Source organism: Spongiactinospora sp. TRM90649, from assembly GCF_029382225.1.
GTDB lineage: Bacteria > Actinomycetota > Actinomycetes > Streptosporangiales > Streptosporangiaceae > Spongiactinospora.
The window spans coordinates 62795-77738 of sequence record NZ_JARLTC010000024.1 but is presented as its reverse complement, the minus strand read 5'-3'; the positions used below and the strand labels follow the sequence as shown (position 1 = coordinate 77738).

Below are 14944 nucleotides of genomic sequence, written 5' to 3'. Positions count from 1 at the left end.
TCATCGAGCAGTTCGGCCGTTCCCCGGTGATCGATCAGCTCCGCAAGCAGGGCAGGGCCGATCTGCTGAGCGCCGCCACCGAGGCACGCCGACGGCTGATCGCGATAGCGCTCGACGGATTACGGCCGGGACATGACCCATTGCCCGGTTCTCCGCCGGGCGAGGAGCTCTTCACCGGCCGTTGGTCAAGCGAGTAGACGAGCCCGATGCCCGGCCCGACACCTCCGCCTGGCCCCCGAGTAGACAAGCCCCACGAGGCGTCCACGCTCCGAAGCGCGGGCTGGCGCTTCTTGGGGAGTTCAGCACCTGCTTCGCCCTCCTGGACGAGGCAGCGGAAATCCTGCGCGACCACCCGCAGGTGTCACATTCGCACGTTCCCGTCTATCTGCACCACTACGACTTCGACACACTGACCGAGCAGGGCGCGATCTGCCGCCGAATGGCCGGGCGGGCGGACATGGCCATGGCCATCCTCGAAGCACAGATCGGCAAGCTCCCCGACGCCGCGACCCGCGACCGCGGCCACCTCACCGCCAAACTCGCCGTCACCGTCACCCAGGACTCGAACGCGGACCTGGGCCGAGCCGCCCTTCTCGGCCACGAAGCGCTGGACATCGCCCACCAGACGGGATCGGCCCGCATCCGACGCGAACTGGAGGAACTGGATCGGGAACTGGCAGCACGCTGGCCCGATACCAACGAAACACACACCTTCCACGAGGCCATGCACGCCGCCTGACGGTCGCTCACGCCAGTAGCCTCGAATCGTGGGACACAATGGCGATGAGAGCGAGATGCATCGACGGCGACTCATGGGCGACACGGCGAAGCTGGCCGTTGGGGCGGCTGTCGCCCCCGTTCTGACGGCCCTCTCCAACGCCTGGCAGGCTCGCCCGCCGCATCCGGTGCTGTCGGCGCCATCTGTCCGAGCGTGTTCTCGATCAGCTCGGCGGGCTCGGGCCCAGGGTTCTACGAGGATCTCTACGACCCGCTGGTCACCCTTTCCAGCGGTGACCCTCATGTGCAGTGGGCAGACTTCAGCGATGGGCACGGCTTCATGAGGCCTTCGTCCTGAATACGGTGTGGGGCATCCGCGTCACGGACATCGTCTGGATGAGCTGTCGCCGCCGGCCCCAGATGTCCTGACGCTCACCCGCACAGCGAACCCACGTTCTCCTCTGGTCCAAACGACCAATCCAAAACGCTCAGTGGTCGGCGTTCAGTAGGGCAACCGCAGTGGGTGTGTGAGGCCGTGTTGCAGCCTAATCGTTTCCTTGGAGAATGGCAGCTCGCTGTTTGGAAGTTCCTTTGGGCGCGATTCCGATATGCAATGTGATGCATCCCCAAGGTGTCCAATCGGCCGACCGGTGGCGCGAGCGTCGAGCGAAGCCCGACCTAAAAAAACGACCGAGCGAAGCGAGGGCCTTTTGGACGCGCGGTAGCGCGGCCACCCGGCCGAAGGACGGGGTTTCCGCGCGGGTTAGTGGGGGTGGCGGGGGTGGTTTTGGAGCCAGTGGTCGAGGAGGCGGGCGTAGTGGTTGTCGGCGTCGCTGCGGGCGCCTCGGTGGCGAGGGCGGGCTTGGTTGCGGTGCTGGCGGCGGGGGCGGTCCGCTCGGGGGTGGCGGTCGGGGCGGGAGCGGGCGCGGTCGGGGCGGTGGGCGCGGGGGCCTCGGGCGTGGCGGGCACCGCGTTCGCCTCGTTCGCCTTGTTCGCCTCGTTCGCCGCGTTCGGACTGGCCGTCGCGGCCGTCGAGCGCGTCGAACTCGCCGCGGTCGTCGTCTCCGCGGCCCCGGCCGTCGCGGTCGCCGCGGCCGTCGCGGTCTCCGCCTCGGCCGCGTTCTTCCTCGGCCTGTTCCAGGCCGGGGGTGTGGCCGCCGCCGAAGCGGGATTTGTTGGGTGCGCGGAAGGACGTCGGCGGGGTGTCGCGCAGCGCGTCTGACATCGACGTGACCCAGATGGGGCCGGGCAGGGACGCGCCCTGCACGCTGCCGTACTGGACGCCGCCGATGGTCACGCCGCGCAGCGGGTACTTGTAGGAGCCCCTGATGTCGCCCAGGCTCACCGCCGCCGCCAGATCGGGCGTGTACCCGGCGAACCAGGCCGAGGTGTAGCCGTTGTTGGTGCCGGTCTTGCCCGCCGCGTCGCGGTCGATGCCCTGGCCGCGCATGGTGCCCTTGTCGAAGACGCCGGACAGCACCCAGGAGACCGCGTCGGCCACGTCGGGGTCGATGGCCTGAGTGCAGCTCGGCGGGATGCGCGTGCTCCTGCCGTCCGGTTCGACGATCTCCAGGATGGCGATCGGGCGGCAGTAGCGGCCCCTGGCGCCGAAGGCGGCGAAGGCCGCCGCGACCGTCACCGGATCGACCTCGTTGACGCCGAGGGTGAAGGTGGGCACCTCGCGCAGCGACGTGCCATCGGCCCGCTTGATGCCGAGCTTGCGTGCGGTCTTCACCACGTCGCACAGCCCGACCTTCTGCTCCAGCATCATGTAGAAGATGTTCACCGACATCCAGGTGCCGGTGGAGATGCTGTGCGGCCCGCCCTCGCCCTCGCCGCTGGCGTTGTGGATCACCGTGCCCGGGTCGTTGACGCCGTTGCCCCGGCAGTCGCGGTAGCCGTCCCCGGGGACGAAGCTGCCGGGCGTGTCGAAGCCCTCGTCGAACCGCCAGCCCTCGGAGAGGGCGGTGGCCAGGGTGAACGCCTTGAACGTCGAGCCGGCCTGCAGGCCCTGCCCGCCGCCGTGGGCGACGTCGGCGGGCAGGTTGTAGGTGGTGTGCGTGCCGTGCTTGGTGTTGCCGGGGTTGCGGCCGTAGCGCTTGCTGGCCGCCATGGCGCGGATCATCCCGGTGCCCGGTTCGATCATCGCCTCGGCCGCGACCTGGGAGTCCTCGGGGCTCACCGAGGCGGAGATGGCCTTCTCGGCGGCGCGCTGGGCCTTGGGGTCGAGGGTGGTGCGCAGCACGATCCCGCCGTGCATCAGGCGGCGTTGCCGTTCGGCCCTGGTGTGGCCGAAGGCGGGGTTGGCCAGCAGCTCCTTCTGCACGTAAAGGCAGAAGAACGGCGAGGTGCTCTCGTAGCATCCGCCGGGCTCGGGGCGCAGCCGGATGCCGAGCGGCCGGCTTCGTTCGGCCGCCGCCGTGGCCCAGGTGATCTGCCCGAGCCGGGCCATCCGTTCGAGAACCAGGTCGCGGCGTTCCCGCAGGCGCTGCCTGCGCTCGGGGCCGAGCGCCGGATCCGTCTCGTACGGCCTGCGCACCGCCCCCGAGAGCGTCGCCGCCTGCCCGAGCGTCAGCCGGTCCGCCGACGTGGAGAAGAACCGCCGCGCCGCCGCCTCCACCCCGAAGGCCCCCGCCCCGAAGTAGGTGATGTTGAGGTAGCGCTCCAGGATCTGGTCCTTGCTGTACTTCTTCTCCAGCGCCAGCGCGTACCGCAGCTCACTGATCTTGCGTCGCACGCTCGGCGCCCGGGCCTGGCGCCGCTCCTGCTCCGATTCGGCCGCCTCCACCAGGATGTTCTTGACGAGCTGCTGCGTCAGCGAGGAGCCGCCCTGCCGGATGCCGCCGGCCTGGGTGTTGGTGATCAGCGCGCGCAGCGTGCCCCGGACGTCGAGCCCGGCGTGCTCGTAGAAACGCGCGTCCTCGATGGCCACGATGGCCTGCCGCATCACCGGCGCCACCTTGGCCAGCGGCACGGTGGTGCGGTTCTGGAAGTAGAACTGGGCGAACTGCCTGCCTCGGCTGTCGAGCAGCCGGGTGTGCTGAGCCAGCGGCACCTCGTGCGGCGCGGGCGGCAGGTCGGTGAAGGTGGTGGCGACCTGTTTGACGGCCAGCCCGGCGCCGCCGACGGCGGGCAGCGCGATGGCGGCGGCGAGCAGCCCGCCCAGGGCGCCCGCCAGGCCGAGCCCGGCCATCCCGGCGGCCGTCACGCTCCGCCGCCGCCGCGGAGCGTCCCCCGACCTCGCGTCAGGATCGTCCCCCGACCTCACGTCTGGCCCCGACCTCACGTCTGGAAGGTGCAACCAGGCGACCGGGACCAAACGCCGGGTGCCGGAATCTTTACTCCACGGGGGCCATTTCCCTGCTGATCTTCAGGCCGAGGGAGGCGAACTGCTCGAACGGGCGGTGGTAGCCCCGTTCGATGTGGTGGACCCCGCGCAGCGTGGAGGTGCCCTCGGCCGCGGCGGCGGCCAGCACGGCGGAGAATCCGGCGCGGATGTCGGGCAGCCGCACGTCGGCGCCGCGCAGCTTGGACACCCCGCGGACCACCGCGGAGTGCTTGGCGTTCGTGTCGTGGTAGCGGCAGGCGGGCCCGCCCAGGCAGACGTCGAACACCTCGATCTCGCAGCCCATCTTCTGCAGCGCGGGCACGTAGACCAGGCGGTTCTCGAAGACCGTCTCGTGCAGCACCGACATGCCGTGGCTCTGGGTGAACAGCACCATCAGCGGGGTCTGCCAGTCGGTCATGAACCCGGGGTGCGTGTCGGTCTGCACGGCCGCCTGGCGCAGCCCGTCGGGGCAGGACGCCGAGAGCCAGTCGTCGGTGATGTCGACCTGCGCGCCCATCCTGGCGAGCGTGGTGATCGCCGTGACCAGGCGGTCCTGCGGGCAGCCGTGCACGCGGACCTGCCCGCCGGTGATCAGACCGGCCACCAGGTAGGAGAACGCCTCGATCCGGTCGCCCGCCAGCCAGGTGGAGGCGCCGCGAAGGTGTTCGACGCCCTCGATGACGATCCTGCGGTCGGGACTCAGCTCGATCCGCGCGCCCATCCGCTGCAGGAACAGCGCCAGTTCGACCACCTCGGGCTCCATCGCGGCGCCCTTGAGCACGGTCTTGCCCTCGGCGCGCACGGCGGACATCAGGATCGTCTCCGTGGCCCCCACGCTGGGGTAGGGGAGTTCGATCCGGGTGCCGCGCAGCTTCTTCGCCTTGGCGGTGATGCCGTTGTCGCCCACCTCGATCTCCGCGCCCATCGCGCGCAGCGCCTCGACGTGGAAGTTGACCGGCCGGCGGCCGATCGGGTCGCCGCCCACCAGCGGCACGTATGCCTCGCCCGCCAGGTGCAGCAGCGGGCCGAGCATCAGGATGGGTATCCGGTTCAGGCCCGTGAAGGCCGCGGGGACCTGGGGCTGGATGACCGGCCCCTGGGAGATCGTGATCTCCCGCTGGGTGATGTCGACGTTGATGCCGAGCGCCCGGAGCATGGCCGCGGTGATCTCGACCTCGCCCACCTCGGGCGCGTTCTGGATCGTGCTCTCCCCCGAACCGAGCATGGCCGCGACCATGTGCTTGGACACGGCGTTCTTGGACCCCCGGACCTCGACGTCGCCGCGCAGCGGTCCGGAAGGCTCGATCAGCCAGACCTCTTCTTCATTCACGGGCCAAAGCCTAGCGAAGCGCCCTTCGTCCGCCCGGTGACTACAGCGGCCCTTCTGTAGCATCGGACACATCCAATCAAAGGGGGGCCTCAGTTGCGGGTGTTGCGGGATTTCGCCGTGACGGTGCTCGTGCTGGCCGCGCTCGGTGTGGCAGCCGGTGTGGTCTGGTCACTGGTCGCTCCCCGCGCGCCGTACGTCGCGGTGGAGGGCGGCGCGGCGCTGGCGGATCCCTCGACGCAGGCCCTCGTCGCGGCCGACGGATGGTTCGCGGTGATCACGGGCGCGATCGGGCTGGTCTGCGGGGCGGCGGGGTTCGTGCGGTCCAGGGGGCGATCGCTCTCGACGGTGGCCGGGCTCGCCGGGGGAGGGCTGGTCGCGGCGTTCCTGGCGCGCTGGATCGGCGGCGTGGTCAACTTCGGCAGCACGCACGTGGCGGCGCCGGTGCAGGGCGGCCCGGCCGTGCCGGGCGCGCTGGTGCTGACCGCCCCAGGGGTGCTCGTCGCCTGCCCGCTGCTCGCCGTCGGCGTGTACTGCCTGCTGCTGGGCCTCGGCTTCTACCGCGACGACGAGCCGGAGCCCCTGCCGCCGCCGCCACCGCCACCGCTCTGAGCGGTTACCCGGGCAGCGAAGGACGTCTCGCCCCGTGCTCGGTGGCGGCCTCGAAGGCCGACGCGGCCCGCAGCACCCCGAGGTCCCCGTACGGCGGGCCCACGATCTGCACGCCCACCGGCAGCCCGCCGGGCGTGAATCCGCACGGCACCGAGGCCGCCGGGGCGTGCAGCACGCTGATCCAGTACGCCGACCGCATCCAGGCCAGGTAGTCGGGCATCGCGACGCCCGCCACCGTGTCCACGTACGGCTGTTCGACCGGGAACGGCGGCACCTGGCTGACCGGGGCGATCAGCACGTCGTACTGCGCCCAGAAGCCGCTCATCCGCCGGAACAGGGCGGTGCGCAGCCGTTCGGCCCTGGCCAGGTCGGCGGCGGTCACCTCGCGCCCGGCGGCGATGTTCCACCGGACGTTCTCCGCCAGCTCGTCCAGCGGCAGATCGCCGTAGGCGAGCGCGTAGTACCAGGCCCGGTAGGTCCGGAAGGCGTCGTCGGCGCCGGACAGGTCGGGGTCGACCCGCTCCACGCGCGCGCCCAGCCGTTCGAAGACCCCGGGGGCGGTCGCGGTGACCGCCGCCGTCTCGGGGTCCACCGGGAGGCCGCCCAGGTCGGGGCTCCAGGCGACCCGCAGGCCCGCCAGGGCCCGGCCGTCCGCGGGGCCCCGTTCGCCCCGGAAGGACGTGAACGCCGAGCCGTCGCCGGGGATCGTCACGGGGGAGGCCGGGTCGAAACCGGCCATCGCGCCGAGCAGCAGCGCGAGGTCGGCGACGGTCCTGGCCATCGGGCCGCTGACGGCGAGGGTGTACCAGGCGGCGGTGCCCGCGGTGGGGGAGGGGACCAGGCCTGGCGTCGGCCGCAGCCCGGCCACGTTGCAGAACGAGGCGGGGTTGCGCAGCGAGCCGCCCATGTCGGAGCCGTCGGCGAGCGGGACCATGCCGGTGGCCAGCGCCGCCGCCGCGCCGCCGCTGCTGCCGCCCGCGCTCTTCGCGGTGTCGTAGGGGTTGCGGGTGGCCCCGAAGACCTCGTTGACGGTGTGTGATCCGGTGCCGAACTCGGGGGTGTTGGTCTTGCCGATGCTGATCGCCCCGGCGGCGCGCATCCGGCGCACGATGAGCGCGTCCTGGTCGGGCACGTGCTCCGCGTAAAGGCGCGAGCCGTAGGTGGTGCGGACGCCCGCCGTGTCCACGAGATCCTTGTGCGCGACCGGCAGGCCGTGCAGCGGCCCCCACGGACGGCCCGCGCCGAGGTCGGCGTCGGCCCGCGCGGCGGCGTCCAGCGCCCGTTCGGCGGTCAGCGTGACGATGGCGTTGACCTGGCCGTTCACCTGTTCGATCCGCCGCAGGCACGCCTCGACCAGCTCGGCGGAGGCGATCTCGCGCCCGCGGATCAGCCCGGCCGCCTCGACGGCGGTCAGCTCGCACAGCTCGTCCACGCCGCTCACCCCGCCTTGGCGATGGCGGCGGTGACCCCTCCGGAGACCTCGACCAGGACGCCGGGGGCGGTCTCGATCTGCAATCCCCTGCGCCCGGCCGAGAAGTAGATCGTCTCGAAGTCCAGCGCCGAGGAGTCGATCACCGTGGGCAGCCGCTTGCGCTGGCCCAGCGGGCTGATCCCGCCCACCACGTATCCGGTGACCCGTTCGACCTTGTCGGCCTCGGCCATGGCCGCGCGCTTGCCGCCCAGCGCCGCCGCCAGCGCCTTGAGGTTGAGCTTCCCGGCGACCGGCACCACGGCCACCGCCAGGGCGCCCTCCACGTCGGCCACCAGGGTCTTGAAGATCCGCTCGTACGGCACGCCGAGGGCGTCGGCGGCCTCCTCGCCGTAGGCCTGGGAGGCGGCGTCGTGCTCGTAGGGGTGCAGGGTGAACGCGGCCTTGGCCCGTGTCAGCGCCACGGTCGCGGGGGTGCCCTGACCACCCTTGCTCTTGCTCCTGTCCACACGCGAAGCCTAGGGGACACATCCGGATCTACTTTGTAAAGGCGACGGCTCGCCGTCCGAGGGGTGGACGGAACGAGATCCATGCTGCGCACTCCGTAAACTGGTGGGGTGATTTCCCGAATCGATCTGCGCGAGGGGTTGCCCAGAGACCTCCGCGCCGTGCTGCCCCGCGCCGAACTCGACGTCGAGGCCGCCCTGGAGAAGGTGCGGCCGATCTGCGATGATGTGCGCCATCGTGGGGTACTCGCGCTCCGGGAGCTCACCAAGCGGTTCGAGGGGGTCGAGCAGACCTCCACCCGCGTGCCCGTGGAGGCCATCGCCGAGGCGCTGGCCACGCTCGACCCGAAGGTCAGGGTGGCGCTGGAGGAGTCCATCCGCCGCGCCCGGCTGGTCCACCGCGACCAGCGCCGGTCCGACGTCACCACCAGGGTGGTGCCCGGCGGCACGGTCACCGAGCGCTGGGTGCCGGTCGAGCGGGTCGGGCTCTACGTACCGGGCGGCCGGGCGGTCTACCCGTCCAGTGTGATCATGAACGTGGTGCCCGCCCAGGAGGCGGGGGTCGGCTCGCTGGCCGTCACCAGCCCCGCGCAGGCCGACTTCGGCGGCCTGCCGCACCCATCGATCCTGGCCGCGTGCGCCCTGCTCGGCGTCGACGAGGTCTACGCCGTGGGCGGTGCCCAGGCGGTGGCGATGTTCGCGTACGGCACGCAGGAGTGCCCGCCCGCCACCATGGTCACCGGGCCGGGCAACATCTGGGTCGCGGCGGCCAAGCGGCTGCTCAAGGGCCGGATCGGCATCGACTCCGAGGCCGGGCCCACCGAGATCGCGATCCTGGCCGACCGCACCGCCGACCCGGTCCACGTCGCCGCCGACCTGATCAGCCAGGCCGAGCACGACGTGATCGCCGCCGCCGTGCTGGTCACCGACGACGAGGAACTCGCCGCCGGGGTGGAGAAGGAGCTCCCCGCCCAGGTCGTGGCCACCCGGCACAGCGCGCGCATCACCGAGGCGCTCGGCGGGCGGCAGTCCGGCATCGTGCTGGTCGCCGGCATCGACGACGGCCTTGAGGTGGTCAACGCCTACGCCGCCGAGCACCTGGAGATCCAGACCGCCGACGCCGCGGCGGTCGCCGCCCGCGTGCGCAACGCCGGGGCGATCTTCATCGGCCCCTACTCGCCGGTCTCGCTGGGCGACTACCTGGCCGGGTCCAACCACGTGCTGCCCACCGGCGGCTGCGCCTGTCACTCCTCCGGGCTGTCGGTGCGGTCGTTCCTGCGCGGCATCCACGTGGTCGACTACGGGCGCGAGGCGCTGGCCGAGGCCGCCGCCCACGTGTGCGTCCTGGCCGACACCGAAGACCTGCCCGCGCACGGCGCCGCGATCCGCGCCCGGTTCGACTGGGAGCTGCCCTCGTGACCTCGCTCGACGACCTGCCGATCCGCGACGACCTGCGCGGGCTCTCGCCGTACGGCGCGCCGCAGATCGACGTGCCGGTGCGGCTCAACACCAACGAGAACCCGTATGCGCCGTCCCCGGAGCTGGCCGACGACCTGGCGCGCGAGATGCACCGGGAGGCCCTCGGGCTGAACCGCTACCCCGACCGCGACGCGTTGGCGCTGCGCGCCGATCTGGCCGCCTACCTCGGGCACGGCCTGTCGGCCGAGCGGGTGTGGGCCGCCAACGGCTCCAACGAGGTGATCCAGCAGATCCTGCAGGCGTTCGGCGGCCCCGGGCGCTCGGCGCTCGGCTTCGAGCCGTCCTACTCCATGCACCCCATCCTCACCAGGGGCACCGCCACCGAGTGGATCTCCGGGGCGCGTGAGGACGACTTCGGGATCGATCCCGGCAAGGCGGTGGCCGCGATCGAGGAGCACCGCCCAGACGTGGTGTTCCTGACCTCGCCGAACAACCCGACCGGCACCGCGCTGCCGCCCGCGCTGATCGAGCGGGTGGTCGCGGCGGCGCCGGGCATGGTGGTGGTCGACGAGGCGTACTTCGAGTTCGCCCGCGCCGGCACCCCCTCGGCGCTGACCCTGCTGCCCGCCCACCCCCGACTGATCGTGACGCGCACGATGTCCAAGGCGTTCGCGATGGCGGGCACCCGGGTGGGCTATCTGGCCGCGCACCCGGCCGTGATCGAGGCGCTGCTGCTGGTGCGCCTGCCGTACCATTTGTCGTCTCTGACCCAGGCGGCGGCCCGGGTGGCGATCGCCCACCGGTCCGAGCTGCTGGCCACGGTCGACGAGCTGCGCGCCGAGCGCGACGCCACGGTGGAGTGGCTGCGCGCCCGGGGCCTGCGGGCGGCCGACTCCGACGCCAACTTCGTGCTGTTCGGGCGTTTCCCCGACCGGCGGGCGGTGTGGGAGGCTCTGCTGGCCCGTGGCGTGCTGGTCAGGGAGGTGGGCCCGCCCGAGTGGCTGCGGGTCTCGATCGGTACGAGTGAAGAGATGGCGGCCTTCAGGGCCGCGATGGAGGGTGTGGCATGAGGGTCGGCCGGGTGGAGCGCGCGACCAAGGAGACCTCGGTGCTGGTCGAGGTCGGTCTCGACGGCACCGGTCAGGTGGACGTCGCGACCGGGGTCGGGTTCTTCGACCACATGCTGGCGCAGCTCGGCAAGCACGGGCTGTTCGACCTGACCGTGAAGACCGAGGGCGACCTGCACATCGACTCCCACCACACGATCGAGGACACCGCGCTGGCGCTGGGCGCCGCGTTCCGCGAGGCGCTGGGCGACAAGTCGGGCATCCGGCGGTTCGGTAGTGCGTCGTGCCCGCTCGACGAGTCGCTGGCGCAGGTCACCGTCGATCTGTCGGGCCGTCCCTACCTGGTCCACACCGAGCCCGAGGGCATGGCCCCGATGATCGGGCCCGAGTACGACACCACCATGACCAGGCACATCCTGGAGTCGCTGGTCGCGCAGGCGGCGATCTGCCTGCACGTGCACGTCCCCTACGGCCGAAACGCCCACCACATCGTGGAGGCGCAGTTCAAGGCGCTGGCCAGGGCGCTGCGCGAGGCGTCCGAGCCCGACCCGCGGGCGAGCGGCGTGCCCAGTACCAAGGGAGTGCTGTGACCGACAACTGGACCGCCGCGGTCATGATGTTCGTCGGCCTGTTCCTGATCGGCGGCGTCGTCTCCTTTTTCAAGCAGGGCATGAAGATCTCCGCCGCGGTGCTCGGCGTGGGCGCGGCCCTGGCGATCACGGCGGGGGTGCTGTGGTGGTGAAGGTCGCCGTCCTCGACTACGGCTCGGGCAACCTGCGCTCGGCCGAGCGGGCGCTCGCCCGCACCGGGGCCGACGTCACGGTGACCGCCGACTACGACACCGCGCTCAACGCCGACGGGCTGGTGGTGCCCGGCGTCGGCGCGTTCGCCGCGTGCATGGCGGGGCTGACCGGCGTGCAGGGCGACCGGCTGATCGGCCGGCGGCTGGCCGGGGGACGGCCGGTGCTGGGCATCTGCGTCGGCATGCAGATCCTCTTCGAGGAGGGCGTGGAGCACGGCGTCCACACGAAGGGCTGCGGCGAGTGGCCGGGCACGGTCGATCGCCTCACCGCTCCGGTGCTGCCGCACATGGGGTGGAACACCGTGCGGGTCCCCGAGGGCTCGGTGCTGTTCGCCGGGCTGCCCGACGACACGCGGTTCTACTTCGTCCACTCCTACGCCGTCCGGCGCTGGGAGCTGAAGCCGGGGCCCGGGTTCGCCGAGCCGCTGGTGACCTGGGCCGAGCACGGCGAGCCGTTCGTGGCCGCCGCCGAGAACGGGCCGCTGATGGCCACCCAGTTCCACCCGGAGAAGTCCGGTGACGCCGGGGCCGCGCTGCTGGCCAACTGGGTCGGCACGCTGCGGTGAGGCGCCGGTGAGCAAGGAGCGGGCCAGGCGGCGGGCCGAGCGTGAGGCCGAGCGGGCCCGCGACGCCGCGTCGCGGGCGGAGCGCCAGGCCCGGCAGGCCCGCCGTCGCGAGCGCCGTGACCGGGTGCTGGCCGTGCTGCCACGGCGGGTGCGCGTGGTCAGGCAGGGCGGCCTGCTGGCCCGCCGGCACCGCACCCAGAACTCCTTGTTCGTGGTGTTGTTCCTGATCGTCCAGGTGATCGCCTGGTTGTTGCTGTCGAGCTGGGCCGCCCGGTTCGGCGTGTTCGTACTGTCGCTGCTGATCGTCCCGGTGCTCGTCACCCTCGTCTTCGACCGGAGGTCGTGAACACAATGTCGTCGCTGGTGCTGCTGCCCGCAGTGGATGTAGCGGACGGCCAGGCCGTGCGCCTGGTGCAGGGCGAGGCCGGGACGGAGACGTCCTACGGCGACCCGCTCGCCGCCGCCCTGGCCTGGCAGGAGGCCGGCGCGGAGTGGATCCACCTGGTCGACCTCGACGCCGCCTTCGGCCGGGGTTCCAACCGTGAGCTGCTGGCCTCTGTGGTGGGGGCCCTCGACGTCCAGGTCGAGCTGTCCGGCGGGATCAGGGACGACGCGTCGCTGACGGCGGCGCTGGCCACCGGCTGCCGCCGGGTCAACATCGGCACGGCCGCGCTGGAGGACCCGGCCTGGTGCGCGAAGATCATCGTCGAGCACGGCGACCGCATCGCGGTGGGCCTCGACGTGCGCGGCACCACCCTGGCCGCTCGCGGCTGGACCCGCGAGGGCGGTGACCTGTGGGAGGTGCTCGACCGGCTGGAGTCCGACGGCTGCCCCCGCTACGTGGTCACCGACGTCACCAAGGACGGCACGCTGCGCGGCCCCAACGTGGAGCTGCTGCGCGAGGTCTGCGCCCGCACCGACAAGCCGGTCATCGCCAGCGGCGGTGTGTCCTCGCTGGACGACCTGCGCGCTCTCACGTCCCTGGTGCCCGACGGCGTCGAGGGCGCGATCGTGGGCAAGGCGCTGTACGCGCGGGCGTTCACGCTGGAAGAGGCCCTGGCGGCGGTCGCCGTCTGACCAGGTGCGGCGCACCGGATACGTTGAACATGGAACGAGCTGGAGGGAGTGGCCGGTGGGCGTCGCCGTACGCGTGATCCCCTGCCTTGACGTCGACGCGGGCCGGGTGGTCAAGGGCGTCAACTTCGAGAACCTGCGCGACGCGGGAGACCCAGTCGAGCTGGCCAGGCGTTACGACGCCGAGGGCGCCGACGAGCTGACCTTCCTCGACATCACCGCCTCCTCCGGGGAGCGGGAGACCATGTTCGACGTGGTCAGGCGCACCGCGGAGCAGGTGTTCATCCCGCTCACCGTGGGCGGCGGCGTCCGCTCGGTCGCCGATGTCGACCGGCTCCTGCGGGCGGGCGCCGACAAGGTCGGCCTCAACACCGCGGCCATCGCCCGGCCCGAGCTGCTGACCGAGGCGTCGCACCGGTTCGGCGCGCAGTGCCTGGTGCTGTCGGTGGACGCCCGCAGGGTGGTGGACGGCCCGCCGACGGCCAGCGGTTTCGAGGTCACCACGCACGGCGGACGGCGCGGCACCGGCATCGACGCGGTGGAGTGGGCCCGGCGCGGCGAGGAGCTGGGGGCCGGCGAGATCCTGCTCAACTCGATGGACGGCGACGGCACCAAGTCCGGCTACGACCTGGAGATGCTGCGCGCGGTGCGCGCCGTGGTGTCGCTGCCGGTGATCGCCAGCGGCGGGGCGGGCGCCTTGGCGCACTTCCCGCCCGCCGTCGAGGCCGGGGCCGACGCCGTGCTGGCCGCGAGCGTGCTGCACTTCGGGCAGCTCGGCATCCAGGAGATCAAGAAGACCCTGCGGGAGGCCGGTCATCCGGTCCGCTGACACTTAACCGCCTGGCGGCTGGCCTGCACCGCCGGACTCCTCCCCGAGCGGCTGCTGGCGACGCCAATGGCACTGGCGGGCACCGCGGCCGACCTCGTTTCCAGTGGTGTGCTCCCCACGGCCATGCTCGTTTCCCTCCAGAGGGTGGCCGTGGGGTTCACCATCGGGACCCTGGCACCGGGGTCGCGCTCGCGCTGGTCGCGGGGCTCAGCCGTACCGGGGAGCACGCGGTGGACCCGCCGATGCAGATGCTGCGGGCGTTCCCCCTGTTCGGCGCCGCCTCGGCGGGCGCCCGGATCACCATCGTCGGGGTCGCGGAGAAGGACAGGGCGGTCAGGCGATCGTGGTCCCGGGTGTTCGCGCAGCTCACCGGAATCCCACTGCCGGTCGCCCAGGTCGCGGTACGGCGCGGCGCCTTCACTCCACTGAAGCCGGACGCCGACGTGCTCGCCCGCGAGCAGCGGGTCGCCGACGCGTTCGCCGAGGCGGGCCTCATCCCCGCCCCCATCAAGATCGCCCGACATCGTCGACCCGCGCTTCGACGCCGCCACCGGCCAGGGCCGAGCGGTCCCCGGCCCAGGGGGCACGACCAACCGTGCCGCGACCCCCTGGACCGGCGGAGCGGGCCGGTTCACCAGGCCGCCGGGGATGAGGAGGGGAGAGGGCTATCCTCGACCCATGCGTGACGCGGTGGACGAGCTGATCGACGGATGGCGCGAGGAGCTGCCCGAGGCCGCCACGGTCGAGCTGGAGATCGTCAAGCGCACCGTCATGCTCAAGGCGCGCCTGGGCGCGGCCACCCAGGTGGTGCTCGACGAGTACGGCCTGACCTACGCCGAGTTCGACGTGCTGGCCACGCTGCGCCGGTCCGGCGAGCCGTACCGCCTCAAGCCGAGCAGCCTGGCCGCACGGTCGATGCTCACCACCGGCGGCACCAGCAACATCCTGCAACGGCTGGCCGCCACCGGCCTGATCGAGCGCGAGCCCGACCCCGCCGACGGCCGCAGCTCGTGGGTGTGCCTGACCCGGCTCGGCCGGGAACGCGCCGAGCACCTGGTGCGGGCCACCACCGCCGTGCACCGGGAACTGCTCGCCGCCGTCCCCGCCGGCACCGCCCGCGCGCTGGCCGGGCTGCTGCGCGAGGTCCTGGTCGCCCTCGACGGCCCCCGCTGACCGTCGAACGGATGACAGCCGATCGGGTGTCATGCGCGGCCGGACGCCGTGGTGGATCCTGAAGGAGCGGAACGGGCAGGAGAGGATCCGTGGGA

At 72.3% G+C, this 14944-nt stretch carries 16 protein-coding genes and 1 pseudogene; 13 read left to right on the top strand and 4 right to left on the bottom strand.

Translation table 11 applies throughout. The annotated features are described in order from the left end of the window. Window positions 1-197, top strand: a pseudogene (locus tag P3X83_RS25745) (TetR/AcrR family transcriptional regulator); the annotation flags it as partial. After that, window positions 182-739: a hypothetical protein gene (locus tag P3X83_RS25740; protein WP_277307782.1), complete on the top strand. Its 558-nt coding sequence runs from the start codon at window positions 182-184 to the stop codon at window positions 737-739. The pseudogene P3X83_RS25745 and the gene P3X83_RS25740, both read left to right, overlap by 16 nt. A gap of 741 nt (window positions 740-1480) precedes the next feature. Here the strand turns inward: P3X83_RS25740 and P3X83_RS25735 are convergent. Beyond that, a complete protein-coding gene (locus P3X83_RS25735) occupies window positions 1481-3925 on the bottom strand; it encodes a transglycosylase domain-containing protein (RefSeq protein ID WP_277307781.1) in 2445 nt (814 codons plus the stop codon). A gap of 130 nt (window positions 3926-4055) precedes the next feature. After that, window positions 4056-5375: a UDP-N-acetylglucosamine 1-carboxyvinyltransferase gene (gene murA / locus P3X83_RS25730; protein WP_277307780.1), complete on the bottom strand. Its 1320-nt coding sequence runs from the start codon at window positions 5373-5375 to the stop codon at window positions 4056-4058. 117 nt (window positions 5376-5492) lie between these two features. Here murA and P3X83_RS25725 point away from each other — a divergent pair, with 117 nt between their 5' ends. Next, a complete protein-coding gene (locus P3X83_RS25725) occupies window positions 5493-5984 on the top strand; it encodes a hypothetical protein (RefSeq protein WP_277307779.1) in 492 nt (163 codons plus the stop codon). A gap of 4 nt (window positions 5985-5988) precedes the next feature. Here P3X83_RS25725 and P3X83_RS25720 read toward each other — a convergent pair whose 3' ends face one another. Together P3X83_RS25720 and ybaK are read right to left on the bottom strand one after the other, a co-directional pair. Next, window positions 5989-7425 carry an amidase family protein gene (locus tag P3X83_RS25720; RefSeq protein WP_277307778.1) on the bottom strand — a complete coding sequence of 479 codons (1437 nt, stop codon included), beginning with the start codon at window positions 7423-7425 and terminating at the stop codon, window positions 5989-5991. Then, window positions 7422-7922: a Cys-tRNA(Pro) deacylase gene (ybaK, locus tag P3X83_RS25715; RefSeq protein WP_277307776.1), complete on the bottom strand. Its 501-nt coding sequence runs from the start codon at window positions 7920-7922 to the stop codon at window positions 7422-7424. The genes P3X83_RS25720 and ybaK overlap by 4 nt, the downstream gene beginning before the upstream one ends. Window positions 7923-8030: 108 nt before the next feature. Here ybaK and hisD point away from each other — a divergent pair, with 108 nt between their 5' ends. The 10 genes from hisD to P3X83_RS25665 all read left to right on the top strand — a co-directional run bounded on the left by hisD (window position 8031) and on the right by P3X83_RS25665 (window position 14849). Further along, window positions 8031-9338 (top strand): histidinol dehydrogenase, encoded by a 1308-nt coding sequence (gene hisD, locus P3X83_RS25710; RefSeq protein ID WP_277307774.1) that lies wholly within the window; start codon window positions 8031-8033, stop codon window positions 9336-9338. Then, a complete protein-coding gene (locus tag P3X83_RS25705; protein WP_277307773.1) occupies window positions 9335-10408 on the top strand; it encodes a histidinol-phosphate transaminase in 1074 nt (357 codons plus the stop codon). The genes hisD and P3X83_RS25705 overlap by 4 nt, the downstream gene beginning before the upstream one ends. Further along, complete coding sequence (gene hisB / locus P3X83_RS25700) at window positions 10405-10995, top strand: imidazoleglycerol-phosphate dehydratase HisB (protein WP_277307772.1); 591 nt, start codon at window positions 10405-10407, stop codon at window positions 10993-10995. Before P3X83_RS25705 ends, hisB begins: the two co-directional genes overlap by 4 nt. After that, window positions 10992-11147 carry a hypothetical protein gene (locus P3X83_RS25695; protein WP_277307771.1) on the top strand — a complete coding sequence of 52 codons (156 nt, stop codon included), beginning with the start codon at window positions 10992-10994 and terminating at the stop codon, window positions 11145-11147. The genes hisB and P3X83_RS25695 overlap by 4 nt, the downstream gene beginning before the upstream one ends. Continuing rightward, on the top strand, window positions 11138-11773 hold the full coding sequence (gene hisH / locus P3X83_RS25690; RefSeq protein ID WP_277307770.1) for an imidazole glycerol phosphate synthase subunit HisH: 636 nt from the start codon (window positions 11138-11140) through the stop codon (window positions 11771-11773). Before P3X83_RS25695 ends, hisH begins: the two co-directional genes overlap by 10 nt. Before the next feature lie 7 nt (window positions 11774-11780). Further along, on the top strand, window positions 11781-12119 hold the full coding sequence (locus P3X83_RS25685) for a hypothetical protein (protein WP_277307769.1): 339 nt from the start codon (window positions 11781-11783) through the stop codon (window positions 12117-12119). 5 nt (window positions 12120-12124) lie between these two features. Then, window positions 12125-12850 (top strand): bifunctional 1-(5-phosphoribosyl)-5-((5-phosphoribosylamino)methylideneamino)imidazole-4-carboxamide isomerase/phosphoribosylanthranilate isomerase PriA, encoded by a 726-nt coding sequence (gene priA / locus P3X83_RS25680; protein WP_277307789.1) that lies wholly within the window; start codon window positions 12125-12127, stop codon window positions 12848-12850. Between the two features lie 55 nt (window positions 12851-12905). Next, window positions 12906-13676, top strand: coding sequence for an imidazole glycerol phosphate synthase subunit HisF (hisF, locus tag P3X83_RS25675; protein WP_277307768.1), 771 nt, complete (start codon window positions 12906-12908; stop codon window positions 13674-13676). Between the two features lie 230 nt (window positions 13677-13906). After that, window positions 13907-14362, top strand: coding sequence for a hypothetical protein (locus P3X83_RS25670; protein WP_277307767.1), 456 nt, complete (start codon window positions 13907-13909; stop codon window positions 14360-14362). After that, on the top strand, window positions 14355-14849 hold the full coding sequence (locus tag P3X83_RS25665) for a MarR family transcriptional regulator (RefSeq protein ID WP_277307766.1): 495 nt from the start codon (window positions 14355-14357) through the stop codon (window positions 14847-14849). Before P3X83_RS25670 ends, P3X83_RS25665 begins: the two co-directional genes overlap by 8 nt. Window positions 14850-14944: the final 95 nt, after the last annotated feature.